Origin of the sequence: Intestinimonas butyriciproducens (assembly GCF_016901775.1) — a bacterium.
Taxonomy (GTDB): Bacteria; Bacillota; Clostridia; order Oscillospirales; family Butyricicoccaceae; genus Pseudobutyricicoccus.
The window spans coordinates 1-24,251 of sequence record NZ_JACJKW010000023.1 but is presented as its reverse complement, the minus strand read 5'-3'; the positions used below and the strand labels follow the sequence as shown (position 1 = coordinate 24,251).

Below are 24,251 nucleotides of genomic sequence, written 5' to 3'. Positions count from 1 at the left end.
AACAAAATAATAGAGATACTACTCCAATATATTGATAATAGTCATCAAATAAGTCCACCACATACGGTAGAAGCCATAAAACCGTAATCGAGTGGGAATAAATAGCAAATAACCTTTGATTTTTATGCATCAAAAAAGCGAAGGGACCCAAAGGTCTCTTCGCTTTTTTACATCTTATCAATCAAAGCAAATACGACAGCCTGCTGTTCTTCGCTCAGTCTTGACCATCGCTCCAGAAGCTTTTTCTGAGCCGCCGTCAGGGAAACAGGTGCATCTTCTTCGGCAAACAGCTGGGACAGCGTAATGCCAAAAGCGGTACAGATCTTCTCCAGAGACGGAATGGTGGGAACCATGTTCTTCCGATACCAGGAGGAAATGGTGGACTGGGGCAGGCCGGAGCGTTCCGCCAGCTGATACTCTGTCCAGCCCCTTTCCTGCCGGTACGCGGTGATAGCCGAGAGAATATCCTTCACCCACACTCCTCCTTTGCTTGTGTTCTTCGTAAATTATACTTTGATAAGTCGTTGCAGTTTAATCATTTGTCAATAGGAAAGCGGCTAGTATTTGATACTAGCCGCTTTTAATCAATGTAATTCTATTAACTCTGCATCTCCAAATTCAATAATAACAGCACCACCTTCATAATATCCTTCTGCTGAACTAACATCTGTTATTTTTCCGATGAACATAATTTCAGGTGTTTCATCTGTATCTATTGATGCTAATACATCACTAGGAAGATATACATATAAAGCACCTACTACGCAACAATCACTTTCGATTTTATCAATAGGCCCTGTAACTTTGTAAGTATTAGTAAGTGCCCTTGCCTCATTCTCTTGAACATCATCGAATACATCTTGCCAAGTTGCCTCTACTACATTTTCATCTGATACATCTAAGCCTTTATCTTCGCTTTGGGAACTGTCACCGCAAGCCGCAAGGGACAAGGCCAGAACCGCGGCCAGCAATAACGCCATCCATTTTTTCATGCTCATCATTTTCTTTCTCACTCTATCGTTTCTTTGCCCTGCATCGTACTCATACAGGAATCCTAACATCATGATACCACAATCGAAATACCATTAAAATAATGCCGGTTGCATAGTGTTCTACGGAAAAAGGAGTGACGGTGCCCTGACCTGGCCCCGTCATTTTTTTATTTTGTCTCTTGACAAAATGCGTCTAATGGGTTAGACTCTCTCTAAAGTCTAATGTATTAGACAAACCCTCAATAAAAAGGAGGAGCCTTTATGTCCGCTCCCAAGGTATTTGAAAGTGAATACCGGTTCTGCCTGATTCTGTGGCGGAATGAACCCATCAACAGCACCAAACTGGCCAAACTCTGCAAGGAGGAGTTGGGCTGGAGCCGTACCACCACCTATACCGTCATCAAGCGGCTGAGCGATCGGGGTGTGGTGAAAAACGAAAACGCCACTGTCACCGCTTTGGTGAGCAAGGAGGAGGTGCAGCTGAGCCAGATGGAAGAAATGATGGAAAAAACCTTTGAGGGATCGCTGCCCGCCTTCCTGGCCGCCTTTGCCCGGCGGCAGGCCCTTTCCAAGGAAGAAGAGGAAGAGATCCGCCGGATCATCGAAAAATAAAGGAGGGCATGATGGAAAAACTGTTTTTCGCCTTGCTGAACCGGAGCATCGCCGCCGGCTTTCTGGTGTTGGCGCTGGTGCTTCTCCGCTTTCTGTTCCGCAAAGGGCCCCGGTGGGTTTTTTGCCTGCTGTGGATTCTCGTGGCCCTGCGCCTTTTGTGCCCCGTTTCCCTCCAAAGCCCGCTGAGCCTTGCGCCGGAGATCCCATCTTTGGAAGAAGCCTTCTCCCCGGGAGCCGGGGAAGAGGTGACGCCGGGCACCCTTCTGACAGAGGATGTATCCCCCGATCTCACGGCGGCTGCACCTGAGCCATCCCACAGTCCGGACTGGGGCATCCTTCTTTCCCGGGTGTGGGCAGCGGGCTTTGGACTGATGCTGCTGTATGCCATTGCTTCCTTCCTGTTTCTGCGGCAAAGACTGGCGGACGCCACCTTATTGGAGAAGGGGATCAAAGGCAGCCAGTGGGTATCATCCCCCTTTGTGATGGGGCTGTTCCGTCCCACCATTTATCTGCCCTATCACCTGGAAGAAGACTGCCGGAAATATGTGCTGGCCCATGAAAATGCCCACATCCGCCGGGGGGATCACTGGCTGAAGCCTTTGGCCTTTCTGCTTCTTTCGGCCTATTGGTTCCAGCCCCTTCTGTGGCTGGCCTACATCCTGTTCTGCCGGGATATGGAGACCGCCTGCGATGAAAAAGCGGTAAAAAACATGGAAAAAGAAGAGCGGCGGGCCTATTCCCGGGCCTTGCTCCAGTGCAGCCTGGGGCGGCGAAGCCTCACCGGGCCGCTGGCTTTCGGGGAAGTGGGGGTCAAAGAACGGGTTCGCCGGGTGATGGATTATAAAAAGCCCCGGTTCTGGGTGATCCTGCTGGTTTTGGCCGCAGGCTTCCTTGCCGGTGTGTGCCTGGTCACCGACCCTCCGGAGTCCAAGGCCTCCCCAAAAGCCGGGGAGCTCTCCACCGTCTACCTGGGTAACGCCCCCAAAACCGTGGAAGTGGCCCAAAGCCTGCCTTATCCGGCAGGTCTGTCCTATGCTTCTGTTCAGCTGCAAACCGCCAGGGAACCCTATGGTCTGACGGTCTATCTCAAGGGACAGGGCCAGGGAAGTCAGGAAGCATTCCGAAACTGCGCCCAGCAGGCTTTTGACCGCATCGGCAATCTGGGCGTCATCGCCTTTTGGAGCAAAGAGCCGGAGCAGGAACTGGCCCGCTTTACCAGACAGGAACTGGACAATCAGGAAGACCTGGCCGCCGCCGTTTTCCAGGCCATTGTGGAGCAAAACAGCCCGGGAGAACAGACAGACAGCCTGGTCCGCTGCGGCAGCTTTGTGGAACTGGGGCGGGATAAAGTCCTTGTAGACAGTGATCCGCCCCAGGATGGCAGCGTCATCCTTTATGGTATTGCCATGTACCAGGCCTTCGCCTGCAGCGGAGAGGGGCTGGAATCCTGGGAGGGGAGTCATACCCCTGCTATTCTCACCTTCCAGGAAGGGGAAAAAGGCTATGTTCTCACCGATTACTGGACGCCCCGGGACGGCAGTTTCTATCTGTCCGACATCCAGGAGCACTTCCCCCAGAATCTGGCACAAAGCGTTCTGAACACCCAGGACTATGTGCTGATGCAGATGCAGGACTGCTATTCCCAGGCAATCAGCCGGGGCGGCGTCAACCCCACCCGTCTGATCCCGGAACTGCTCCGCAAGGTGGAGTCCTCGCCGGCTTCCTCTTCTTCGCCGGGGGATTACATCGCCGCCCATCCCGATGAATGGAATCAACTGCTCTATCTGGGCGATTCCACCCTGGATTATGTGTTTGATGCCTTTCTGAAAGGGGGGCAGACCGGGCTGCGGGGCCAGCTGCTGCGGCAGCTTCTGGATGAGCTGGCGCCGGAAAGCGCCATCAAAACGGCGGCTGAAACCGGACAGGACTATTTCGATGCCTGGAAAACCCATCACGATCATCTTTTGGAACAAAATGGGGAAGAATGGATGCAGCAACACTACCCGGCCTTCTGGAAAATGAAGCAGCTGGCAGCTGCATAAAAAAGCAGGGCGGTTCAGATCGCCCTGCTTTTTCTATTATTCCAAATACCATTCCCGGCCGTCATTGAGACAAAACACACCCAAAGGTCCGCCATAGGCACAGCCGCAGTCTATGGCAATGTGGCCGTTTCCCTGATAGATCCGGTCCTGCCCCTGATTCTGGGGGATGAGCCGGGTAGGGGTGTGGCCGGTGACCAGGTATTTCCCGGGAAAATAGACCTTGTCATAGTCCGGCCAGGCCAGAATCATCTCTTCCAAAGCGTATTCCGTCAATTTTTTCTCCGGCGAGAAATTCTCCAGTCCGGCATGGACCAAAACATACTCCCTTCCTTCCACGGTGAGCTCTTCGTACAGGGAAAATTCCCCGAAATACTCCATCACCGCCTGGCGCTGCTCCGGAGACAGGGCGGTGAAGTCATCCAGGGTGGCCCGGCCGCCGTCGGCCAGCCAGTCCAGCAACCCTTGCAGTTCCTCCGGCGCCAGGTTCTCCAAAGCATCCTCGGTGATCTCCCGGCACAGTAGTTTCAGACAGGTCAGAGCCATCATCTCGTGGTTGCCCAGCAAGGGGAACACATTGGGCCGCTCCATCATATCCAGCAGGATGCCCATGGGCTCAGGCCCACGGTCCACCACATCTCCCAGCACAAACAGGCTGTCTTCCTCCCGGAGAGGCAGAGCATCAAAAATCTTCCTGTATTTCTGATATTGCCCATGAATGTCGCTTGTCACATAGATCTTTCCCACAAAGCATCGCTCCCTTTGACCCCGTTTCCATTAGTGTGCCAAATGATTCTTTTCTTGTCAAGGTGCGGTGGAAGAGGGGGGAGCGGCACTGCTTTGACGGCCGCCGCCCATTTTGCCGCCCATTCCTCCCTGTCCGCCGCCCATGGCCCCGGGGTTTTCCTCCGAACCATCGTTGGTGGTCACGGTGCCCCCATTGTTGGTGTAGGAGCCGTCGGTATCCAAAGCGGTGTTGCCGCTGCCGTTGCAGGTGAGATCCAGGGTTCCACCATTGATGGTCAGGTCTGTTTTGGAATCAATGCAGTCTCCCTGAGAAGTGATCGTGAAAGTACCGCCGTTGATCAGAATAAAACTGTCCGAGGAAGCGGAAGAGGCAAACCGATCCTGCTGACGCACTCCAAAGCCGGAACTGTCGGCCCCACCGGCGGCATTGAGCCCATCGTCCTGGGAGGTGATTTGGAAGGTGCCCCCGTCAATGGTGATGGACAGGACCTCAATGCCCTCATAGCAATAGGGAATGGTGAAATCCCCATCCTGGATCAAAAGATTGCTGTCGGAATGAATGGCATCGTCGCCGCTTTGCAGCTGGAAGGTCCCCGCTGTAATGGAAATATCCCCGCCGGCGTGAATGGAGTCATCGGCGGTATCGGTGGAAAAGGTGCCGCCCTGGATCAGAATGGTGCCGTCGGCCTTCAGCCCTTTGGCGCTGGCGGTGTCGGTACCGGTTTCCTCCGAAGCGGCGGACTCACTGCTGGAACCGGGGAAGGAGAAGCGGCCTTGGCCAAAATCCTCCCCGGTGTCCATGTTGACCGTCTCGCTGCCTCCGGCGGTGACCAGGGAGAAATGTCCCACCAGCCAGGAGGACAGCGCCTGGGTCATTTCGTATTGATAGGCCAGATAGCTGGTGATGCCGCCGATCACATTGCCGAACATAATGCCCACCAGTGGGACCATCACCGCATCCTTGAAGCGGATGCGCTGGATAAACCAGACAAAGACCCAGGTACCCAGGATGGCTGCGGCAAAGGAAAAGAGGGCCCGGCTCCACAGCGTGGAGGATGGCATGAACAGCAAGGCCAGCAAAATCCCCAGCTGGGCCGAAGAAATGGTGGCGCCGGTAGTGGGGGAAACGAACTTGTTGCTGCAAAGCTGCTGCATGATCAGGCCTGCCACGCTCATGCCCACGCCGGTGCACAAAATAGCCAGCAGACGGGGCAGACGGGACACCAGAAAGACCTCCCACAAAGAAAGATCTCCGGTGAGGAGCTGACCCGGCGTCAGATTGATCACCCCTACAAACAGGGATGCCAGGGACAGCAGGACAAGGGCCGCTGACAGAACAAGAGTGGAACAGGAAATTCTGATAAAACCGGCTCCTTTCGTTTTGTGTAGTTAGCCAATGCTAACTTATTTGTAAAAAAATGGGCAGCCTGGCAGAAAGAAGTGGCTGCACATCACGAAAGGGATGATAGCACAGCCGGTTAGCATAAGGCAACCTGCCTCTTTTCCGATTTTTCTCCTGATTTTTTCAAAGATTTTCAGCAGTTCCCACAATTTTCCCGTTTCTTATTCCATTTCTTCCCGAAAGAGGAAAACATGGTTTATTTTTCTCTTCCCCTTTTTCCCGTCTGGCCGGAGGAGGACTTTTTTCATTGACCGGAAAGAGGGAACATGGTACACTGACCCAAAGTTCTTTTGCATAAATCAAAACACCGAAAGGAGGATGTTTTTTTGGATCATTCCATCTTGTTTGCTTTTCTGCTCACTGCGCTGGCCGGACTGAGCACCGGGATCGGCGGCCTGATCGCCCTGGTCAGCCGCCGCACCAGCCGGAAGTTCCTCTCTGTTGCCCTGGGTTTTTCCGCCGGGGTGATGGTCTATGTGTCCATGACTGATATCCTGGAAAAAGCCCGTGAGTTCCTCACCGGCGCCCTGGGGGAAAAGGGAGGAAGCTGGGCCACCGCAGCGGCTTTTTTCGGCGGCATGCTGCTCATCGCCCTCATCGACAAATGGATTCCCTCGGAGGAAAACCCTCACGAAGTCAAAGGGGTGGAGCAAAAAGGGGAAAAGGCCCCGGGAGAGTCCGGGCTGATGCGCATGGGTGTTTTCACCGCTCTGGCCATCGGCATTCACAATTTCCCCGAAGGCATGGCCACCTTTGTCTCGGCTTTGCAGGAGCCTGCCCTGGCCCTGCCCATCGTAGCCGCCATCGCCCTGCACAACATCCCGGAGGGCATCGCCGTTGCCATTCCCATTTACCAGGCCACCGGCTCCCGGCGGAAAGCCTTTTTCTATTCCCTCGGCTCCGGTCTGGCCGAACCGGTGGGCGCTCTTCTGGGCTGGCTGGTGCTGCGCCCCTTTTTCAACGACGGGGTATTCGGCGTATTGTTCGCCGCCGTGGGCGGGATCATGGTGTTTATCTCCTTTGACGAGCTGCTGCCGGCGGCCCGGGAATATGGGGAACACCATCTTTCCATCTATGGTCTCATCGCCGGCATGGCCGTGATGGCTGTCAGTCTGCTTTTGTTTTTGTAGCAGCAGTTTTGCATCTCTCTCCTTGTGGAGCCGGGGGAAAGTTGCTATAATGAATGCAATGATCCATGAAAAGAGGAGGATGTGAAAGCATGAAAAAGTGGATGGAATCCAGCGTGGTCTTTTTCCCCTGCCACAATCAGCAGGAAACCCGGGACTATTATACCAATGTACTGGGGCTGACCATTTACCAGGAAAAAGAGGGAAACCTGATTCTGGACACCGGCTATGGCTATCTGGGCTTTGTGGAATATGGAGACGGCCGGCCCATGGCCACCGGTGTGTGCATCTCCTTCAACTGCGAAAGCCGGGAGCAGGTGGATGAAGTGTACCAGCGCATCAAGGACAACCCGGCCTGCCAGGTAAAGGGAGCTCCCCAGCACCATCCCCGTTTCCCGGTGTATTCCTTTTTCTTTTCCGATCCCAATGGATACACCCTGGAATTTCAGAAACTGGACTGAGGTGGCAGCATGAAAAAGCTCTTGATCGTGGTGGACTATCAAAAGGATTTTGTGGACGGGGCATTGGGCTTCCCCCAGGCCCAGGAGATCGAAGAAGCCCTGTGTGAGAAAATCAGCGCCTATCAGGCCGAGGGGCAGGACATTATCTGCACCCTGGACACCCACGGGGAAGATTACCTTAGGACCCAGGAAGGGAAGAACCTGCCCATTCCCCACTGCATCAAAGGCAGTGAAGGCCACGGGCTTTACGGCAAAGCCGCCGGTTTGCTTTTTTCCTGCCCCCGGTTTGAAAAGCCTGCTTTTGGCAGCATGGCCCTGGCAAAGTGGCTGGAAGACAAGGAATATGAGGAAATCGAGCTGTGCGGCGTCGTCACCGACATCTGCGTCATCTCCAACGCCGTTTTGTGCAAAGCGGCCCGGCCCGAAGCCCAAGTCACGGTGGACTCCGCCTGTGTGGCGGCCATCACCGAAGAAGCCCAGCAGGCGGCTTTCTCTGTGATGAAGAGCCTTCAGATAAAGGTGCTTTAAACCGGAACAAGCCACCAAAACAAGCGGCCGACGGCCGCTTGTTTTTCCATTTGGAAGAATTAAGAATTTTGAAAGAGTTTTATAAAGCCCATAGAAAGAACCACCTGATACCATACAGATGTACCGCAAAGGAGGAAAGGGAAGTGGGGATGAACATTTTAGTCTGCGACGATCAGCAGGAGATCGTGGAAGCCATTGAGATCTATCTGAAAAACGAAGGGTATGAGATCTTCAAAGCCTACGACGGCCATGAGGCCCTGGAAGTGCTGGACAAGGAGACCATTCATCTGATCATCATGGATGTGATGATGCCCCGGATGGACGGCATCCGCGCCACCTTGAAGATCCGGGAGAGCCGGAACATTCCGGTGATCATGCTGTCGGCCAAAAGCGAGGACACCGACAAGATCATGGGTCTCAACATCGGCGCCGACGATTATGTGACAAAACCCTTCAATCCCCTGGAGCTGATCGCCCGGGTGAAATCCCAGCTGCGGCGCTATACCAAACTGGGCAGCGCTGAAAGCCGCGAGCATGTGTTCCAAACCGGAGAGCTGGTGGTGGACGACGAGCGCAAGGAGGTGACGGTGGACGGCGAAACTGTGCGTATGACGCCGGTGGAATACAAGATCCTCCTGCTCCTCACCAAAAACGCCGGCCGGGTCTTTTCCATCGAGCAGATCTATGAGCAGGTGTGGAACGAGCCGGCCTACAGCCCGGAAAACACCGTTGCGGTGCATGTACGGCGCATTCGGGAAAAAATCGAGATCAATCCCAAAGAGCCGAAATATCTGAAGGTGGTATGGGGAATTGGATACAAAATCGAGAAAATTTAGTCATCCCTGGTATTTGAAAGCCATTGCCCTTGTGTTGGCGGCGGCGTGCTTTTCCAGGGGAGCCTGTCAGATCTTCGACCTGGCGGGGAAAGCAAGCGCAGGCAGCTTTATGCCCACCCTGGCCGAAAGCTATGAAAACGATTCTGCTGTGTTCCGGGACACCCTTTTGCTGGAGGACGCCGTTTTGCATGTGGCTACCCTGTATGAAGGGGAAGAATCCATCCAGTCGGGCAAATCCCTCACCCAGTCCAATCTGAAGGATGCCTATTACCAACTGGTATCCGAAGCCTTTTACAACTATTCCTACAATTACGATACGAAAGGCGTGGAAACGGCCTATGAGCTGACCACACCGGAGGGGGTCTTCTGGCAGGATGCCCTGGACGAACTGGTGAGCCAGAGCACCTTTGCCCTTTCCCGCAGCGAGGACGGGAAGTTCATCATGCGCCGGGAAGGCCCTGAGGCCCCGGAGCCGCTGGCCCGGTTTGAATCGGAAAACCAGCAGCAGATCCAGAGCCTGCCCCAGGAGCTCATCCGCATCCAGCTGTCCGACTACCGCTGGCAGATGCGCAACCTGCAAACCCAGCCCGCTTTGCGCTATTATATCCGCCATGGGGAAAAGACTTTCGCCAATGCATCGGAAGAAGAGGCCGTGCAGGCTCAGCAGGCGGAAATCTTCCTTCTGATGAAAAAGGGGGAAGTGAAGATGCGGATGGGGGAAAGCCGCGTGGAGGGAGATATTTATGATGAACATTTCTCCTATCAATCGGGAGGGGCCTTCAACACCAACAGCTATGGCTGGCTGTCGGCCCAGCTTCGGGAATCCCTGCTGTCCTATAACGAGGAAGACACCGCCTACATCTGGTTTACCGATGATTATGCCACCCAGATGCAGCAGCAGGTGACAGAAAACCGGCAGCTGACCATTCAGTATCTCTCCCAGATCGGCGGCGCCTTCTTTGTCACGCTGTTTTTGCTGGGATATCTGCTGCGTACCTGCGGCCGGAAGCGAAAAGGGGATGCCATCCGGCTGTATTTTATCGATCGTGTCTTTACCGAAGTCCTGCTGGCCCTGGGCGGCCTGGCGGTGGGCGGGTATGTCCTGGCCATCCTGCTTTCCTGGCAGTACCAGGAGCCGGACCTTCTGGCCCTTTGTTCCTGGGCCGTATTTTTGGTGATTACCGCCATTCTGCTCTCCTTTGGCCGCCGCCTGAAAGCCCGCACTTTCTGGAAAAGCTGCCTTTTGCGCCATTTCTTCCGGCTGCTGGCGGCTCCTTTCCGCAAGGCGGCCCGGTCTTTCCGTGAGCTGTCCCGGCAGGAACTCACCGTCAAGCGGGCCATGGTGTTCACCGGCCTGTACGGACTGTTCTGCCTGCTTCTGGCCATCGTCTTTCCGCTGAGCATCGCCTTGATCATTGCCGCCGTGCTTTTTGTGGGCAAAATGGCTTCGGCCTACCAGAAGGTGCGGGAAGGGGTGAGCCTGGTGCGCCAGGGAGACCTGACCCATCAGATCGACCTGGGGGATGAGCGATTCTTCGCCGGCCTGGCCGACGATGTGAACTCCATCGCCGACGGCCTGCACAACGCCGTGGAAAGTGAACTGAAAAGCGAACGGATGAAATCGGAGCTGATCACCAATGTGTCCCACGACATCCGCACTCCGCTCACCAGCATCATCACCTATACCGATCTTTTGCAGAAGGAAGGGCTTCAGAGTGCCAATGCCGCTCGCTATTGCCAGATCATCGGCCAGAAAGCCCAGCGGCTGAAAATGCTCACCGACGATCTGTTTGAAGTATCCAAAGCAGCCAGCGGCAATATCCAGGTGGAACTGGCGCCGGTGGAACTGTGCAGCCTGATCCGTCAGGGGATGGGGGAACTGAGTGACAAGATGGAGGAATCGGGGCTTTGTTTCCGCATTCAGCTGCCGCCCCAGGGCGTATGGGTCAAAGCCGACGGCAAGCTATTATGGCGTGTGGTGGAAAACCTTTTGTCCAATGTGTTCAAATATGCCCTGCCTGCCTCCCGGGTCTATCTGGATGTGGAGGAGCAGGGAGAGAAGGCCACCTTTACCGTCAAGAACATTTCGGCCTATGAGCTGAATGTGGACCCCTCCGAGCTGATGGAGCGGTTCAAGCGGGGAGACGCCTCCCGCCACAGCGAAGGCAACGGCCTGGGACTGGCCATCGCCAAAAACCTGGTGGAGCTCCAGGGCGGAGCCTTTACCATCACGGTGGACGGCGACCTGTTCAAAGCTTCGGTGACGCTGGAAAAAATCCAGCCCCCTGTGAAAGAAGCGCCCTCCAACCCGGAGGAAATACCTCAAATCGGATAAAGCACACACCCTCAGAAAGTGGATTTCATCCCTTTTTGAGGGTGTTTTTCTTTTCCTCCCAAAGTCCCTGCCGCCTTGGCCAAGTTTTTTGCCCCAAGGGCATCCCGGCTTTTGGAAAGGTTTTTTCGCCTTTTTTCGTCTATGGGTAAGGGATATAATTCTGTTCATGGGAGCTTGTCCTTCCTTTGCCAGAACGCATTCTTTGTGCTATAATATCAACAGTTGCCGCACATGTGCGGCAGGATGCTGCACATTCAGTCGTTTTGCCTGCAAAACGACTGCTGTTGATGTTACACCCTAGCAAAAATCAGCAAAGCTGATTTTACGCCGCATTGGCGGCGTGCAAGTCTGCTTGGACTTGCAGCTATGGTATAATAACCGCAAAGCGGTTATTATACCGGATCTTGCGGCCGTTTTCTCGTCCCGTTTCCGGGACAACCGAAAACATGGCCAATATACCATGCCGCATTGGCGTCATGGTATAATAACCGCAAAGCGGTTATTATACCGGATTTTTGCGGCCGTTTTCTCGTCCCGTTTCCGGGACAACCGAAAACATGGCCAATATACCATGTTGCTTCGCTCCATGGTATAATAAAACCTGGTTCGGAAAGGGCATCGCAAAAAGTGCTGCCAGGGAGGGGGAACCCTCCGATCTGTTTTGACAATCATTGGGCCTGCGGGGCCCGTGGGAGGTTTTATCATGTTGGAAACCATTCTTCGCCGGAGAAGCGTGAGGCAGTTCACCTCGGACCCTGTGACCCAGGAGCAGGTGGAAAAACTATTGGAAGCCGGCATCATGGCCCCCTCGGCTATGAACAAGCAGCCCTGGCATTTTATCGTCTGCCGGGACAGAGAACTGCTGGATCGCTTCCAGCAGGTGCATCCGTATTCCAAAATGCTTTCCCAGGCTCCTGTGATGATTCTGGTCTGCGGTGACACCCAGAGGCAGCCCGGGCCCCATTTCTATCAGCAGGACTGTGCCGCCTGCACCGAAAACATCCTGCTGGCCGCCCAGGCCATGGGCCTTGGCGGATGCTGGCTGGGCATTCCGCCCCAGTCGGAGCGGGAAGGGGATATCGCCGCGCTGTTTGGCCTGCCGGAGCACATCAAACCCTTCTGCGGCATAGCCCTGGGCGTGCCTTCTGTGCAGCCCCCGCAGCCGGAGAGGAGCCTGCATGGCCTTATTCACGAGAATCGGTGGTAAGCTGCTGGAAGGGGTGCGGGAAATCCGATATGTGACAAGCCAGCTGGTGGAACGGTATTTTAAGGATCATGTGGCCCGCTCTTCGGCGGAACTGGCCTATTATATGCTCTTTACCCTGTTCCCCCTGGTGATCTTCAGCAATGTTCTGGTCAGCTCTTTCCACCTGTCGGTGGAGGAGATCATGGAAAACCTGTCCCTTTTGCTGCCGGAACAGATCGTCTCCCTCATCACCGAATACATCGGCTATATCACAAACCTTCAGCCAGGCACCCTGGTGTATGCCGGCTCGGTGCTCACCGTCTATTTCACTTCCCGGGCAGTCAATTCCCTGATGCTGTCCATCGGCATCGCCTATCGCCAGCCCCGGAAAGGGAAGCTGAACTTTTTCTTTTCGGTGATCGTCACCGTGGTGGTGCTGCTTTCCATGTATTTGCTGCTGGGACTGGTGCTCATCAGCGAAAATCTGCTGGCGCTGGCGGCCCGGGTGCTGCCCATTCCTTTTTTCCTGGTGCGCATCTGGAACTGGCTGCGTTTCACCGCCATGCCGGTGTATCTGTTCTTCATCATCACTTTCTTCTATAAAATAGCTCCGGCCAAATGGCTGCGTTTTCTCCAGGCCGCTCCTGGTGGGCTGTTCTTTGTGGCGGTCTGGTCGCTCATCTCTTATTTTTTCTCCTACTATGTGTCCAATCTGTCCAATTACTCGGTGCTCTATGGTTCTTTGGGCGCCGTGATGATCCTGATGCTTTGGTTCTATATGACCGGGATCATTCTGATCCTGGGGGGACATTTGAATCATATCTTGCTGGTGCTTCGCCAGGAAAAGAAAATTCGAAAAAGGAACGGTGAATGACATGGAAAAAAGCATTGTGGGCGCCTGTATCGCCGATCTGACCGCTCAGCGGGAAGAACGGCTGCGTCAGGGTGTGGAAAAACAGGGATACACCCTGAAGGTCTTTGAAAAAGGGAAGTTCGGCCCGGAAGATGTGGCCGACTGCCAGGTGTTCTTCGGCAACATTCCCCCGGCTATGATCAAGAGCCTTCCCAACCTTCGCTGGCTGGCCACGGCCTCGGCCGGTGTCGACAGCTATGTGGCCGATGAGCTGTATCCCAATGGCCAGGTGATCCTCACCAACTCCAGCGGCGCTTATGGCGTGGCCATTGCCGAGCACCTGATCACCTGCACCCTGATGCTTATGCGCCGGATGCGGGAATACGAAGAGGGCCAGCGGCAGCACCGTTGGGAATACCTGGGCAAAATCCGTTCTCTCTATGGCAGCACCGTCACCGTGGTGGGCATCGGCAACATCGGCGGCAACTTTGCCAAACGCTGCAAAGCCATGGGCGCTACCGTGCGGGGCGTCAAGCGCACCCCGGGCGAGAAGCCGGATTATATCGATGAGCTCTATCTGACAGCCGACCTGGATCAGGCCATTGAAGGAGCCGATGTGGTGGCCCTGTGCCTGCCCGGCACCCATGAGACCCAGCAGATCATGACCGCTCAGCGGCTGAGCAAAATGAAAAAGGACGCCCTGCTTCTCAACATTGGCCGGGGCACCGCTCTGGACCAGGACGCTTTGATCCAGATGCTGCAAAAGGGCCTGCTGGGCGGCGCCGCTTTGGATGTGGCATCTCCCGAACCCCTGCCTGCGGACAATCCCCTGTGGGATATGGGCAATGTGATCCTGACACCCCATGTGTCGGGCAACGACTCTCTGGACTACACCACCGACACCATTCTTTCCCAGTTCCTGGAGAATCTGCCCCTCTTTGCTGCGGGCCAGCCCATGCATCATGTGATCGACCGGAAGATCGGCTATTGATCAAGACAAAAATCCCCCGGCCAAAGGCCGGGGGATTTTTTGTTCCAAAAGGAAGAGAATTCAGCAGCGTTTGCCGCTTTTACAGCTGCCATTCTGACAGCTGCCGCCGTTTTCCTTGATATAATCGGAATATTTCGGGGGGAAGAACTCATCCACGGGGAATTTGAACTTCTGGAACAGATCGCAGGGATCGTCGCTGCCGCTGCTGCTGGAGCAGTCTTTTTCCGGCATACAGATGTCATAGGCGGGCATGAGCAGTTGGATATCCCGCTCCAGCTTGATGATGCTGAACTGGCCCAGGGTGACAAAGAGCTTTTTGCCCTCATCACAAATGACAATATCGTCCTCAAAGCACCGGCAGATGCAGTCGGGGATATCGCTGAGACCGCAGTCGCCGCAGCCGCAGCTTTCGGTGACCTTGATCCCCAAAGCCACAGGATCCACCACTTCCACCACGCCAATGGGCAGATTGGTCTTTTCGAAATTCTGCAGATCGCTCTCCTTGGGCAGATACTGGGAGCTGAAAATGCGGACGCTGCCCTCGCTGCCAAAGAGAACCGTGCGCTTGTCGTAGGTGGCCAGACCGCAGATCTCCTTGGGACGGCTGAGTCCGCAGTAGGCCTCGGCGGTGATCTTGTAAAAATACTTCACATCCACGGTGTAGAAACCTTTGTTAAAGGCGATGGGCTCCACATCCACATAGGACCAAAGCAGCTCGGCGCCCTTCACCTTGACGCTGGTGGCCTGATCCAGAATGGCCTGGGAACAACGGGTGGGATAGACCCGCAGATCCTGCAAACATTCCTTATCACGGCAGGAATCATAAACCTTTCTGGTATGGATGCAGACGGCCTCTTTGGGCGGATGGTTCCCGCAGAGCGGGCCCGGAGAAACTCTATCAGGCATCAAATGAATAACCTCCTCAGGCAGATTTGAAGTTTCCTTCATTCCATCATATTCCCCCGGCGGCATCGGGTGAATGGGAAATTCATCCAGATCCATGGAGAGCATATAAAAAACGGACCGGCAGAACCAAATGTTCTGCCGGCCCTGTCTGACAAAGCCTGGGGAAAGTCATGAAATTTTATTACAGCAGGGGAGAAGGAGCACTGCCGCCGATGCGGACACCGTTGGCCATATTGGTCAGAACGGCATCGTTGTCATTGGCCAGCAGGCCGATCATGTTCAGATCCGCTCCGGAAATATAGATATAGATGATGCAGTCCATTTCCACACCGCTCATCGTCATCGTGCAGGTGCTGCGGTAGGCCTTGAGCGTACCGAATGTCACCGGGGCAGACTGCACGCCGGAGACCGGAATTCCGGTGTTGGCAAAGGAGCTGGTGAGCAAAGAGCTGATCATGCTCTGGGACAAGACGGAAATGTCGATTCCCTGGAAAGAAGGATCGCTGTAAACGCTGATCAGGGCCATGGCCTGTTCTTCAGAGGAAGCCAGGGAATACACACCGACATTGTCCACATTGATCGCATCCTGAGGCATGGCCAGGGTCACATTGCCCTGGGTGAATGCCTTCATCAGCACCACATCTTTCCGCTGATCGGGCAGCGCCACCCGGGAGAGGATGGCGGCGGCTTCGGCCCGGATGATATAGCTGTCCGGGTTGAAGGTGCCATACATATCGCTGCCGGTGAGAACGCCTGCCTGATAGAGGGTCTGGATCTCCTTGGCATAGGGATGGCTGGCGCTGACATCGGGGATGGAAGCGATGGTGTTGATCTCATCCAGTGTGCCCTGAGGCAGGGCATTGCAGAACAGATAGGCCATCTGGGCACGGGTGGCCTTAGCGGTGTAGCTGGAAAAATCCCCCTGAGCGATCAGGCCATTTTCCACGGCATAGTCCACATAGGGCTGATACCAGGGATCGCCGTTTGCCAGGGTGCTCTTGCCGGTGTGGTAAATCTCATGGATACGGTCGGCCATGACAATGGCCTCGGCCACCGTCAGATCCCCCTTGGGATTGAAGGCCGTGGCCGAAGCGCCCTTCATCAGACCGTATTCATAGCAAAGCTGCACCGAAGAAGCTGCCCAGTAACCGGCCTCGATGTCGGCAAACTGGCCCTGATAGGTTTCGGTTTTTTGGAAGTTGTCCATGCCGCTTCCGGCCGCCTGCGCCGGGACATACAGGCCGAACATCATGCAGAAAGCCAGAAGCAATGCGGTAAATCGTTTCATTGCAAAATCTCCTTTCTGAATCCTCTTTTCACTTTCCCAAGCTTTTTCCAGAAAAATTTTATCACAAAGTTTTATTCCTTGCAACGAAACTTGGGCCCTCCGGCGATTTTTCCCGACAATTCAAAAATTATGTCTTGACTTTAAGCGGAAAGGGACTAAAGTATAGAAGGAAAAAGAAAACGGCATGGAGGGATCGTTATGGAAATCACCATTCATCAGCTGCTGGAAGGGGCCAGGGAGGCCCGGGGCGTCACTGTGGTCATCGATGTGTTTCGGGCCTACAGCGTGGAAAGCTACGCCTTTGCCGGGGGGATGGAGCGGATCTATCCCGTGGGCAATCTGGAAGAGGCCTATCAGCTGAAACGGCAGCATCCGGATTTTCTGCTCTGCGGCGAGCGGGAGGGCCGGAAACAGGAGGGGTGCGACTTTGGCAATTCCCCTCTGGAGATCATGAAGAGCGATGTGCAGGGCCGTACCATGATCCACACCACCAGCGCCGGTACCCAAGGGCTGGAAAACGCCACCGGGGCCGATGTGCTGCTGGCCGGGGCACTGGTCAATGCCAAAGCCACGGCAGAATACATCCGCCGGCTGAATCCCAGGCATGTGAGCCTGGTGTGCATGGGGCTGGCCTGCCGCCGCCCCACCGATGAGGACACTCTTTGTGCCCAGTACCTCCGCGCTCTGCTGCTGGGGGAGGATTTTGACAAGGAAAAAGCGGTGGAAATCATGCGGAAAGGAGACGGCCAGCGGTTTTTCATCCCGGAAGATCAGTCCTTTGCACCCCGGGAGGATTTCGACCTGTGCACCCAGTTTGACCGTTTCCCCTTTGCTCTGCCGGTGCGCTTCACCCCGGAGGGGCGCAAATACATCGAAAAAGCCATGGTGCTGTAACCTTTTTTCTGCATAGGACGGGCAAACAGGGCGTAAGGATGAGTGGAAAGGGGTGGCGCCATGAAACACCACTTAAAACTCGATCCCAAAGCCCTTTTTGTCCTTCTGGCCCTTTTGACTTTCGCCGCCAGTGCCTTTATACGAATGGATATAGGGCCAACAAACCAGCACCAGCAGGTTTCCGGCTCCATAGGCTATGAACCTGCGGTGATATTGGATGCCGGACACGGCGGCATGGACGGGGGAGCGGTGGCTCAAAGCGGTCAGACCGAAAAAGAACTGAATCTGCTCATCGCCCAAAAAAGCCGGATGCTTTTAAAATTTATGGGCGTGGACTGTGTCATGACCCGGGACAGCGACATTTCCCTGGATTATGAAGAAGGGGCCTCGGTGCGGCAGAACAAGCAAAATGACCTGCGGGCCCGGGTGAAGGTGACCGAGCGCTTCCCCGAAAGCTGCCTCATCAGCATCCACATGAACCAGTTCAGCCAAGCCAAATACCATGGAGCCCAGGTTTTTTACGGCAAAGACCCGGAGGGGCAAATCCTGGCCCAATATATGCAGGATGCCTTCCGCCAGGCCCTGGACCCGGCAAATGACCGGAAGATCAAGCCATCTCCCCATGGGGTTTATCTGATGGAAAAGGTCACCGCTCCGGCAGTCATCGCCGAATGCGGCTTTCTTTCAAACCCTCAGGAGGCAGAAAAACTGGGGCAGGACCCCTATCAGACCAAAGCATCCCTGGCCATCGTCAGCTCCTATCTGTGCTTTGCCGGGGAGAAAGAGGAAATACAGTGAAAAAAAAGACCGTTTATGTCTGTTCCGACTGCGGCTATGAAACCGCAAAATGGATGGGGAAGTGTCCCCAGTGCGGCCAGTGGAACACATTGGAAGAAATGACCATCCGGGAGGAAAAGCCGGGAAGCCTTGCTCCGAAAAACAAGCTGGCAGTCCAGCCCATCCCGGTGTGCGACATCGACCTGCACTCTGACAAAAGAGCGCTCACCGGCATCAGCGAACTGGACCGGGTGCTGGGAGGCGGGCTGGTGGTGGGCTCTCTGGTGCTGGTGGCCGGGGAGCCGGGCATCGGCAAAAGCACCCTGCTACTCCAGGTGTGCCGGAACCTGGCCGAAAAGCAAACTGTGCTCTATGTAACAGGGGAAGAGTCCCTGGCCCAGATCCGTATGCGGGCTTCCCGCATCGGGGCCATGTGTCCGGGACTTCTCATTTTGCCGGAAACCGATCTGGAAGCCATTTTCCAGGCTGCCGACCGTCTTTCCCCTCAGACCCTCATTGTGGACTCCATTCAGACCATCCAGAGCGACACCAGCCAATCCATGCCCGGCAGCATATCCCAGGTGCGGGAAAGCACTCTGCGGCTGATGCAGTATGCCAAGCAGCGGGGCGTTTCCACCTTTCTGGTGGGCCATGTGAATAAAGACGGCGGCATTGCCGGTCCCAAGGTCTTGGAGCATATGGTGGACACCGTTCTTTATTTTGAAGGGGAGCGGTACGCGGCCCATCGGATGCTGCGGGCCGCCAAAAATCGGTTCGGCTCCACCAATGAGATCGGTATGTTTGAAATGGTGCAGTCCGGCCTGCAGGAAGTGACCAATCCCTCGGCGGCCCTCATCGCAGGAAGGCCGGAGGGAGCCTCCGGCAGCTGCATCGTGTGCACCCTGGAGGGCACCCGGCCCCTTCTGGCCGAAGTCCAGGCCCTGGTGGCCAAAACGGCCTATGGCGCCGCCCGGCGCATGGCCGCCGGCATCGACTACAACCGGGCTGTGCTGCTTCTGGCCATTCTGGAAAAACGGGCCGGACTGCTTTTGAGCAATTACGACTCCTATATCAATGTAGTGGGCGGCCTGCGGATCGACGAGCCTGCGGCCGATCTGGCTGCGGCCATTGCGGTGGCTTCCAGTTATCTGGAACAGCCGGTGGACCCCCACACGGCGGTATTCGGGGAACTGGGCCTTTCCGGAGAGATCCGGGCGGTATCCGGCCCCAGCCAGCGCCTGCGGGAAATCAGCCGGCTGGGCTTTTCCCGGTGCATTCTCCCCGCCGCCGGCTGTGAGGATATGGAAGTGCCGGAAGGGCTGGAGATCCTGCCGGTGCGGGATATCCGGGAGGCCATCCGGGGCGCATTCCGGCAAAGCAAACCCAATACAGCAAACCAGGAATAAAAACGGAATCCATCTGCAAAAAACCGGCGGCCAATGCGTCGGTTTTTTTATTTCTCACTTATTTTCTCTCTTTTTCACAAAATAGACGCAGTCGCCTTCCTGACAGGTACCGGCAGACAAGGCCCGGTCCAGGACACACTCTCCCATTCTGTGATAGATGCAGGACACTTCATTGCAGCAAATGCTCAAAATATTCCCCTCCCTGTTTGCAAATTGCCTGTAATATTCTCACCGATTTTTTGCAGAATATAAGGGAGAAAAAGAAAGGCGGTGCTGCCATGCGAGGATTTTTATGCCTGGCGTTTACCATATTGCTGGTGTTTGGAATGTTTTGGGTCAGCCCCTACCGGGCCATGAACCAGGTGGAAACGGTGGAAACGGTACGATGTGAGCGGGCGGATATTTTCAATGCGGTCACCATGTCCGGCAAAACCGAAAGCGCATCGGAAACCAAGGTGTATGCTCCCTGGGCCGCCTGGGTGGAAAAGCTCTATGTGTCCCAGGGAATGGAGGTGCAGAAGGGGGATGCCCTGGCCCTCCTGCAAGTGACGGAGGACCCGGAAAAACTGCGCCAGGCCACCGGGGATGCGGCGGAAAAAATGCTTCGCTCCCTCATCCAGGATGCCCAGGACGGCAGTCTGGAAACAGACAGCCAGGATCTTTTGTCCCGTGCTGCCGTCTCCGGGATGGAAGATCCCTCAGAGCCCCGGCAGGAGGAATACATTCTGTACGCCCCCTGTGACGGCACGGTGATGGATGTATTTTTCGCAGAAGGGGAGACCGTTTCCCCGCTGCTTCCCTGCTTCACCCTGGCCGATTTAAGCCAGATGGTGGTAAAGGCCCAGGTGGGAGAGGAAAACCTCCAGCTAATCAAACAGGGGATGACGGCAGAAATGACCCTTACCGCCTTTCCCGATACCCGTCTTACCGGGAAAGTCCAATCGGTGGCTCCCTATGCCAAAGCCGCTTCTTTGCTGGATCAGAGCGGCGGGGTGAGCACCGATGTAATCTTTTCCATTTCCAACAATGTGCAGGATGTGAAACCGGGCTACACCGTTTCGGTGAAAGTGAAAACAGAAAGCAGGGAAGACGCTTTGCTTTTGCCCTATACCTGCGTGGCCCAGGACGAACAAAACAGGGAATATGTGATGGTGGTGCAGGAGGGGAGAGCACAAAAAATGCTGGTGGAAACCGGTCTGGAAGTGGGAGAACAGGTGGAGATCACCGCCGGACTCACCGGAGAGGAACAGGTGATATCCATGCCTTCTTCTCTGAAAGCCGGCCAGGCGGTGACCGAAGGGGAGCAAGCCTATGGGATGGGGTGATATGGGCCTTCTGGCACTGAAAAATGCCCTGCGGGCCCGGCAGAAAACCTTTCTTTGCGCCCTGGCCGTGTGCGTGGGCATCGCATCGGTGTATATGATCTGCGAAATCTCCCGCAACGCCCGGGATCAGATCACCCGGCAGGTGGCGCAAAGCGGCCTTTCCGGGATCATGGTATTCGGCAAAGAAGAGCAGGGGCAGATGACGGCAGAAGAGATCCGGGCTTTGCCCCAAAGTGTACCGGGTCTGAAAGCGGCTATGCCTCTTTTTTCCCAGTATGGCTCCTGCCAGCTGCGGGACGAAAAACACAATATGCTGCTTTGGGGCGTGGACGAACAATTTTCCTCTATTTTCCATGTTCAGGTGAAATACGGCCGCTTGCCATCCCAGGAGGATGTGCGTCTTTGCCAAAAGGTAGCGGTGATCGAAGATACCCTGGCTCTGGAAGCCTACGGGCGGGAAAATGTGGTGGGAAAAGAGATCTGGGTTTCTACTGACCAGCTGATGGAAAGCTATCAGATCATCGGCGTCATCGCTTCCCAGAAAAGCGGTGTCAGCGCACTCATCGGTGAAAACGCGCTGCCCACCTTTGTTTATGTGCCCTATACAGCAGCCAACCTTTTTTCCGGCGTTTCCTCCACCAATCAGCTGGCCCTGGCCGCCCAGGATGAAGCCGACGCCCAGGCCGTCACCGCCTTTGCCCTGGATCAGCTCAGCCGGAAGACAAACGGCGCTTCCTTCCAAGCGGAAAATGTGAGCGGATATATTGATACTTTTTCATCTATTTTGCAGACGGTATCCTGGCTCATCACCGCCATCGGCGGCATCGGGCTGCTGGTGGGGGGAATCGGCGTGATGAACTCCATGACGGCCGCGGTGGAAAGCCGGAGAAAGGAAATCGGCATTTATCTGGCCATCGGCGCCCAGAAGAGGGATATCATCGGAAGTTATCTCATGGAGGCGGTGATTGTTTGCTTGCTGGGCGGCCTGGCCGGCGGGCTGCTGGGCTGGGGCTTATTATTTGCCGGCGGACAACTGCTGGGGATTCCGGTGCAATTTCACTGGGAGTATCTATTGCTGGCCGAAAGCGCCGCTGGATCCTGCGGAATCCTGTTTGGGATTTTGCCAGCCCGCAAAGCCGCCGCCATGCATCCCATCGATGCCATCCGCCGGGAGTAGGCGCCGGAGAAAGAAAGAGAAAAGAACATCACAAGCAAATGTTTTTTGAAAGGCCCCGGAATCCAAAAGGAGAAGCCGGGAAGAAGGGGCCTGAATTTTTCATTATCAATTATACCAAATCGTTGTTTTGTATAATTGAGTGGAGGTAAAAAAGGCCTCCTCCTGGAAAACAGCCATTTTCGGGCCTTGGCCGGCTCTTCTGGCCATTGGGCCTGTTTGGCTGCAAATTGTGTTCTTTTCCGCTATGTGATTGTTATTCTGTGCTGTCCGCATATTTTTTGTTTGTTTTCCGTTGCATCCTCTGGGATGCTTTTCCCGCAAAAAACTCCGTCCCGGCGGGACGGAGTTTTTTGTATTCACTTATTTTCAGACAAATCTGCGCCAGGATACGGCAGCATCTGTTTGCGATATTTGCAGGCCGTGCCTGGATCATTGCCCGGATTCGGCCTTTTTCCGTTCCATGGCTCTCTGGGCCATCTGGTAAAATTGCTGCTCATAATAATGATAACCTTCTTCACCCAGCACAAACGGATTGGGCACGCCATCCACGATCTGCCGCACCATCTGTAGCCGCAGCAGCCCCATATCCAGATTGGGATGAGCGGAAATTTCCCCGTCTACATGGTATTGACGGCAAACCGAAGTAAACTTTAGCAAAGATTGGTAATAATCCTGCACATTGGAATCGGCCAGCAAACCGGAACCGCCCCACATGGCCATACAATGGGGCCGGCCTTCGTCGGTGACAGGCACAATAAAGGAAAAACAGCCCGGCGAATGCCCTGGCGTAAACACCGCCTGAATGGCGGTATCGCCAAAGGACAGCGTCTCGCCATCTTCCAGAAAATGGTCTACCGGCAGAACCACAGGATCCCAGGGCATTCCTTTTTGGGGAGTCTGGGCCAACTGCCAGTCGATTTTGGAAAGATACAGCGAGGCACCGTATTTTTCTTTGAAATAATCTGCCCGGCCATAATGATCTCCGTGGCCATGGGTGATCACGATGGCCTGCAGATGACGGATATCCAGTCCCAGATGATCAAACCCCTGTTCGATCTGCTCTACACTCCCCGGATCGGGTTCCATACAATCCAGCAGCACCGGGCCTTCGCTGGTCTCCAGCACAAAACAGCCCACCACTTCGTTTCCGATAAAGGACAACTGGTCAAAAAAACCGGGTGGCCGGACAAATCTCTCGATCTTTTTTTGAAAAATCCGGAATCTCATTCCGGGGTACTCTCCAGCTTTTCATGCTCTTGCTCCTTTCCTCTTCACAGCTTCTCTTACAATTCCAGGGTATCGCAAATCGGTCCACCCATCAAGTCCGGAGGGCCGGCCGTCCCATGAGACAACGGAAAAACTGGTGGATTTTATGGTTTTGTGCTATATTATAAATTATAAGTGCATCAAAGATGCAATCCCTGTGGCAAAGGAAGCAAACTATGGATTATCGTTATGAAGCGCCGGAAGAGATCCGCAATTATCTCAATTACATGAGCACCATCCGGGGCCGTTCGGAACGGACCTGCAAGGAATATTACCTGGATCTGCGCACATTTTTCCGCTTTTTGCTGAAAAAACGCCAGCTGGTCCCGGCAGAGACCCCATGGGAAGAAATTTCCATCGATCAGGTGGATCTGCCGCTGATCGCAAGCGTCACCCTTACAGACCTTTATGATTTCCTGGCCTATGCGCAAAAAGAGCTGCCCACTTATCACAAAAGCCCATCCACCACCTATGGCAACGGCTCCAGCGCCCGGGCCCGGAAGGTGGCCGCTCTCCGTTCCTTTTACCGCTATCTCACCGAAAAGGTCCATAAATTGGAGCACAACCCGGTGCAGAATCTGGAATCTCCCAAAAACAAAAAATCCCTTCCCCGCCATCTTTCCATGGAAGAAAGCGTGGAACTTCTGAGCCATGTGGAAAGCGCCTATCCTGAGCGGGACTACTGCATCATCACCCTGTTTCTCAACTGCGGCCTGCGTGTCTCCGAGCTGGTGGGAATCAATCTTTCCGATGTGCGGGGGGACACCCTTCAGGTGCTGGGCAAAGGCAACAAAGAGCGGATGGTCTATCTCAACGACGCCTGTCAGCAGGCCATCAAAGCCTATTTGCCCAAACGTATCAAACCCCGTCCCGAAGATGCCCAGGCCCTTTTCATCAGCCGGGTGGGACGGCGGATCAACCAGCAGACGGTAAAATGGATGGTGGGCCGTCAGCTGGACATGGCCGGCCTGGGGGGCAAAAAATATTCCGCCCACAAACTGCGCCATACCGCTGCCACACTGATGTATCAGAATGGCGTGGATGTGCGCACATTGAAGGAAGTGCTGGGCCATGAAAACCTGAACACCACCATGATCTACACC

At 54.9% G+C, this 24,251-nt stretch carries 24 protein-coding genes; 16 read left to right on the top strand and 8 right to left on the bottom strand.

Translation table 11 applies throughout. The annotated features are described in order from the left end of the window. Window positions 1-167: 167 nt before the first annotated feature. Window positions 168-473, bottom strand: a complete 306-nt coding sequence (locus H6A25_RS11205; RefSeq protein ID WP_118426094.1) for a helix-turn-helix domain-containing protein — start codon at window positions 471-473, stop codon at window positions 168-170. Between the two features lie 111 nt (window positions 474-584). Beyond that, window positions 585-1,013 (bottom strand): hypothetical protein, encoded by a 429-nt coding sequence (locus tag H6A25_RS11200; protein ID WP_204752209.1) that lies wholly within the window; start codon window positions 1,011-1,013, stop codon window positions 585-587. A 240-nt stretch (window positions 1,014-1,253) separates the two neighbouring features. Here H6A25_RS11200 and H6A25_RS11195 point away from each other — a divergent pair, with 240 nt between their 5' ends. Beyond that, entirely contained in the window at window positions 1,254-1,604 is a 351-nt protein-coding gene (locus H6A25_RS11195) for a BlaI/MecI/CopY family transcriptional regulator (RefSeq protein WP_204752208.1), read from the top strand. An 11-nt stretch (window positions 1,605-1,615) separates the two neighbouring features. Further along, a complete protein-coding gene (locus tag H6A25_RS11190) occupies window positions 1,616-3,646 on the top strand; it encodes a M56 family metallopeptidase (RefSeq protein WP_204752207.1) in 2,031 nt (676 codons plus the stop codon). Between the two features lie 36 nt (window positions 3,647-3,682). Here H6A25_RS11190 and H6A25_RS11185 read toward each other — a convergent pair whose 3' ends face one another. Then, window positions 3,683-4,390: a metallophosphoesterase gene (locus H6A25_RS11185; protein ID WP_204752206.1), complete on the bottom strand. Its 708-nt coding sequence runs from the start codon at window positions 4,388-4,390 to the stop codon at window positions 3,683-3,685. A gap of 57 nt (window positions 4,391-4,447) precedes the next feature. After that, window positions 4,448-5,704 (bottom strand): iron chelate uptake ABC transporter family permease subunit, encoded by a 1,257-nt coding sequence (locus H6A25_RS11180; protein ID WP_243423349.1) that lies wholly within the window; start codon window positions 5,702-5,704, stop codon window positions 4,448-4,450. Between the two features lie 414 nt (window positions 5,705-6,118). Here H6A25_RS11180 and zupT point away from each other — a divergent pair, with 414 nt between their 5' ends. From zupT to H6A25_RS11140, 8 genes are all read left to right on the top strand, one after another. Beyond that, entirely contained in the window at window positions 6,119-6,922 is an 804-nt protein-coding gene (gene zupT / locus H6A25_RS11175) for a zinc transporter ZupT (RefSeq protein WP_204752205.1), read from the top strand. An 89-nt stretch (window positions 6,923-7,011) separates the two neighbouring features. Beyond that, entirely contained in the window at window positions 7,012-7,380 is a 369-nt protein-coding gene (locus tag H6A25_RS11170) for a VOC family protein (protein ID WP_204752204.1), read from the top strand. 9 nt (window positions 7,381-7,389) lie between these two features. Then, a complete protein-coding gene (locus H6A25_RS11165; protein WP_204752203.1) occupies window positions 7,390-7,908 on the top strand; it encodes a cysteine hydrolase family protein in 519 nt (172 codons plus the stop codon). 149 nt (window positions 7,909-8,057) lie between these two features. Then, on the top strand, window positions 8,058-8,744 hold the full coding sequence (locus tag H6A25_RS11160) for a response regulator transcription factor (protein WP_204752202.1): 687 nt from the start codon (window positions 8,058-8,060) through the stop codon (window positions 8,742-8,744). Then, window positions 8,719-11,079, top strand: coding sequence for a histidine kinase dimerization/phospho-acceptor domain-containing protein (locus H6A25_RS11155; protein ID WP_204752201.1), 2,361 nt, complete (start codon window positions 8,719-8,721; stop codon window positions 11,077-11,079). Before H6A25_RS11160 ends, H6A25_RS11155 begins: the two co-directional genes overlap by 26 nt. A gap of 703 nt (window positions 11,080-11,782) precedes the next feature. Next, window positions 11,783-12,286: a nitroreductase family protein gene (locus H6A25_RS11150; protein WP_204752200.1), complete on the top strand. Its 504-nt coding sequence runs from the start codon at window positions 11,783-11,785 to the stop codon at window positions 12,284-12,286. Beyond that, window positions 12,258-13,139 carry a YihY/virulence factor BrkB family protein gene (locus tag H6A25_RS11145; RefSeq protein WP_204752199.1) on the top strand — a complete coding sequence of 294 codons (882 nt, stop codon included), beginning with the start codon at window positions 12,258-12,260 and terminating at the stop codon, window positions 13,137-13,139. The genes H6A25_RS11150 and H6A25_RS11145 overlap by 29 nt, the downstream gene beginning before the upstream one ends. 1 nt (window position 13,140) lies before the next feature. After that, window positions 13,141-14,109: a D-2-hydroxyacid dehydrogenase gene (locus tag H6A25_RS11140; protein WP_204752198.1), complete on the top strand. Its 969-nt coding sequence runs from the start codon at window positions 13,141-13,143 to the stop codon at window positions 14,107-14,109. Between the two features lie 60 nt (window positions 14,110-14,169). Here H6A25_RS11140 and H6A25_RS11135 read toward each other — a convergent pair whose 3' ends face one another. Together H6A25_RS11135 and H6A25_RS11130 are read right to left on the bottom strand one after the other, a co-directional pair. Continuing rightward, a complete protein-coding gene (locus H6A25_RS11135) occupies window positions 14,170-15,015 on the bottom strand; it encodes a hypothetical protein (protein WP_204752197.1) in 846 nt (281 codons plus the stop codon). 181 nt (window positions 15,016-15,196) lie between these two features. Then, on the bottom strand, window positions 15,197-16,303 hold the full coding sequence (locus H6A25_RS11130) for an S-layer homology domain-containing protein (RefSeq protein WP_204752196.1): 1,107 nt from the start codon (window positions 16,301-16,303) through the stop codon (window positions 15,197-15,199). Between the two features lie 198 nt (window positions 16,304-16,501). On the opposite strand from H6A25_RS11130, the gene H6A25_RS11125 reads away from it, so the two are divergent. From H6A25_RS11125 to radA, 3 genes are read left to right on the top strand one after another with little or no spacing between them, the layout of a single operon-like run. After that, on the top strand, window positions 16,502-17,197 hold the full coding sequence (locus H6A25_RS11125; protein WP_204752195.1) for a 2-phosphosulfolactate phosphatase: 696 nt from the start codon (window positions 16,502-16,504) through the stop codon (window positions 17,195-17,197). Between the two features lie 60 nt (window positions 17,198-17,257). After that, window positions 17,258-17,995 (top strand): N-acetylmuramoyl-L-alanine amidase, encoded by a 738-nt coding sequence (locus H6A25_RS12885; RefSeq protein WP_243423347.1) that lies wholly within the window; start codon window positions 17,258-17,260, stop codon window positions 17,993-17,995. Beyond that, window positions 17,992-19,380 carry a DNA repair protein RadA gene (radA, locus tag H6A25_RS11120; RefSeq protein WP_345941610.1) on the top strand — a complete coding sequence of 463 codons (1,389 nt, stop codon included), beginning with the start codon at window positions 17,992-17,994 and terminating at the stop codon, window positions 19,378-19,380. Before H6A25_RS12885 ends, radA begins: the two co-directional genes overlap by 4 nt. A gap of 54 nt (window positions 19,381-19,434) precedes the next feature. On the opposite strand, the gene H6A25_RS12985 is transcribed toward radA, so the two are convergent. Continuing rightward, entirely contained in the window at window positions 19,435-19,569 is a 135-nt protein-coding gene (locus H6A25_RS12985) for a hypothetical protein (protein ID WP_275951899.1), read from the bottom strand. Between the two features lie 89 nt (window positions 19,570-19,658). Here H6A25_RS12985 and H6A25_RS11115 point away from each other — a divergent pair, with 89 nt between their 5' ends. Together H6A25_RS11115 and H6A25_RS11110 are read left to right on the top strand one after the other, a co-directional pair. Then, window positions 19,659-20,705 (top strand): efflux RND transporter periplasmic adaptor subunit, encoded by a 1,047-nt coding sequence (locus H6A25_RS11115; protein ID WP_204752193.1) that lies wholly within the window; start codon window positions 19,659-19,661, stop codon window positions 20,703-20,705. Next, window positions 20,692-21,882: an ABC transporter permease gene (locus H6A25_RS11110; RefSeq protein WP_204752192.1), complete on the top strand. Its 1,191-nt coding sequence runs from the start codon at window positions 20,692-20,694 to the stop codon at window positions 21,880-21,882. The genes H6A25_RS11115 and H6A25_RS11110 overlap by 14 nt, the downstream gene beginning before the upstream one ends. Window positions 21,883-22,311: 429 nt before the next feature. Here the strand turns inward: H6A25_RS11110 and H6A25_RS11105 are convergent, their stop codons facing one another. Then, window positions 22,312-23,109 (bottom strand): MBL fold metallo-hydrolase, encoded by a 798-nt coding sequence (locus H6A25_RS11105; RefSeq protein WP_204752191.1) that lies wholly within the window; start codon window positions 23,107-23,109, stop codon window positions 22,312-22,314. Between the two features lie 215 nt (window positions 23,110-23,324). Here H6A25_RS11105 and H6A25_RS11100 point away from each other — a divergent pair. Then, window positions 23,325-24,251, top strand: a 927-nt coding sequence (locus H6A25_RS11100; protein ID WP_204752190.1) for a tyrosine recombinase XerC, incomplete at its 3' end; no start/stop codon positions are given.

Bases quoted from the DNA above. Each gene is read 5' to 3' on its own strand.
- H6A25_RS11195 (WP_204752208.1), top strand. From the start codon at position 1,254: ATGTCCGCTCCCAAGGTATTTGAAAGTGAATACCGGTTCTGCCTGATT.
- H6A25_RS11190 (WP_204752207.1), top strand. From the start codon at position 1,616: ATGGAAAAACTGTTTTTCGCCTTGCTGAACCGGAGCATCGCCGCCGGC.
- H6A25_RS11170 (WP_204752204.1), top strand. From the start codon at position 7,012: ATGAAAAAGTGGATGGAATCCAGCGTGGTCTTTTTCCCCTGCCACAAT.
- H6A25_RS11165 (WP_204752203.1), top strand. From the start codon at position 7,390: ATGAAAAAGCTCTTGATCGTGGTGGACTATCAAAAGGATTTTGTGGAC.
- H6A25_RS11160 (WP_204752202.1), top strand. From the start codon at position 8,058: ATGAACATTTTAGTCTGCGACGATCAGCAGGAGATCGTGGAAGCCATT.
- H6A25_RS11150 (WP_204752200.1), top strand. From the start codon at position 11,783: ATGTTGGAAACCATTCTTCGCCGGAGAAGCGTGAGGCAGTTCACCTCG.
- H6A25_RS11145 (WP_204752199.1), top strand. From the start codon at position 12,258: ATGGCCTTATTCACGAGAATCGGTGGTAAGCTGCTGGAAGGGGTGCGG.
- H6A25_RS11140 (WP_204752198.1), top strand. From the start codon at position 13,141: ATGGAAAAAAGCATTGTGGGCGCCTGTATCGCCGATCTGACCGCTCAG.
- H6A25_RS11135 (WP_204752197.1), bottom strand. From the start codon at position 15,015: ATGCCTGATAGAGTTTCTCCGGGCCCGCTCTGCGGGAACCATCCGCCC.
- H6A25_RS11130 (WP_204752196.1), bottom strand. From the start codon at position 16,303: ATGAAACGATTTACCGCATTGCTTCTGGCTTTCTGCATGATGTTCGGC.
- H6A25_RS11125 (WP_204752195.1), top strand. From the start codon at position 16,502: ATGGAAATCACCATTCATCAGCTGCTGGAAGGGGCCAGGGAGGCCCGG.
- H6A25_RS12885 (WP_243423347.1), top strand. From the start codon at position 17,258: ATGAAACACCACTTAAAACTCGATCCCAAAGCCCTTTTTGTCCTTCTG.
- H6A25_RS11115 (WP_204752193.1), top strand. From the start codon at position 19,659: ATGCGAGGATTTTTATGCCTGGCGTTTACCATATTGCTGGTGTTTGGA.
- H6A25_RS11110 (WP_204752192.1), top strand. From the start codon at position 20,692: ATGGGATGGGGTGATATGGGCCTTCTGGCACTGAAAAATGCCCTGCGG.
- H6A25_RS11105 (WP_204752191.1), bottom strand. From the start codon at position 23,109: ATGAGATTCCGGATTTTTCAAAAAAAGATCGAGAGATTTGTCCGGCCA.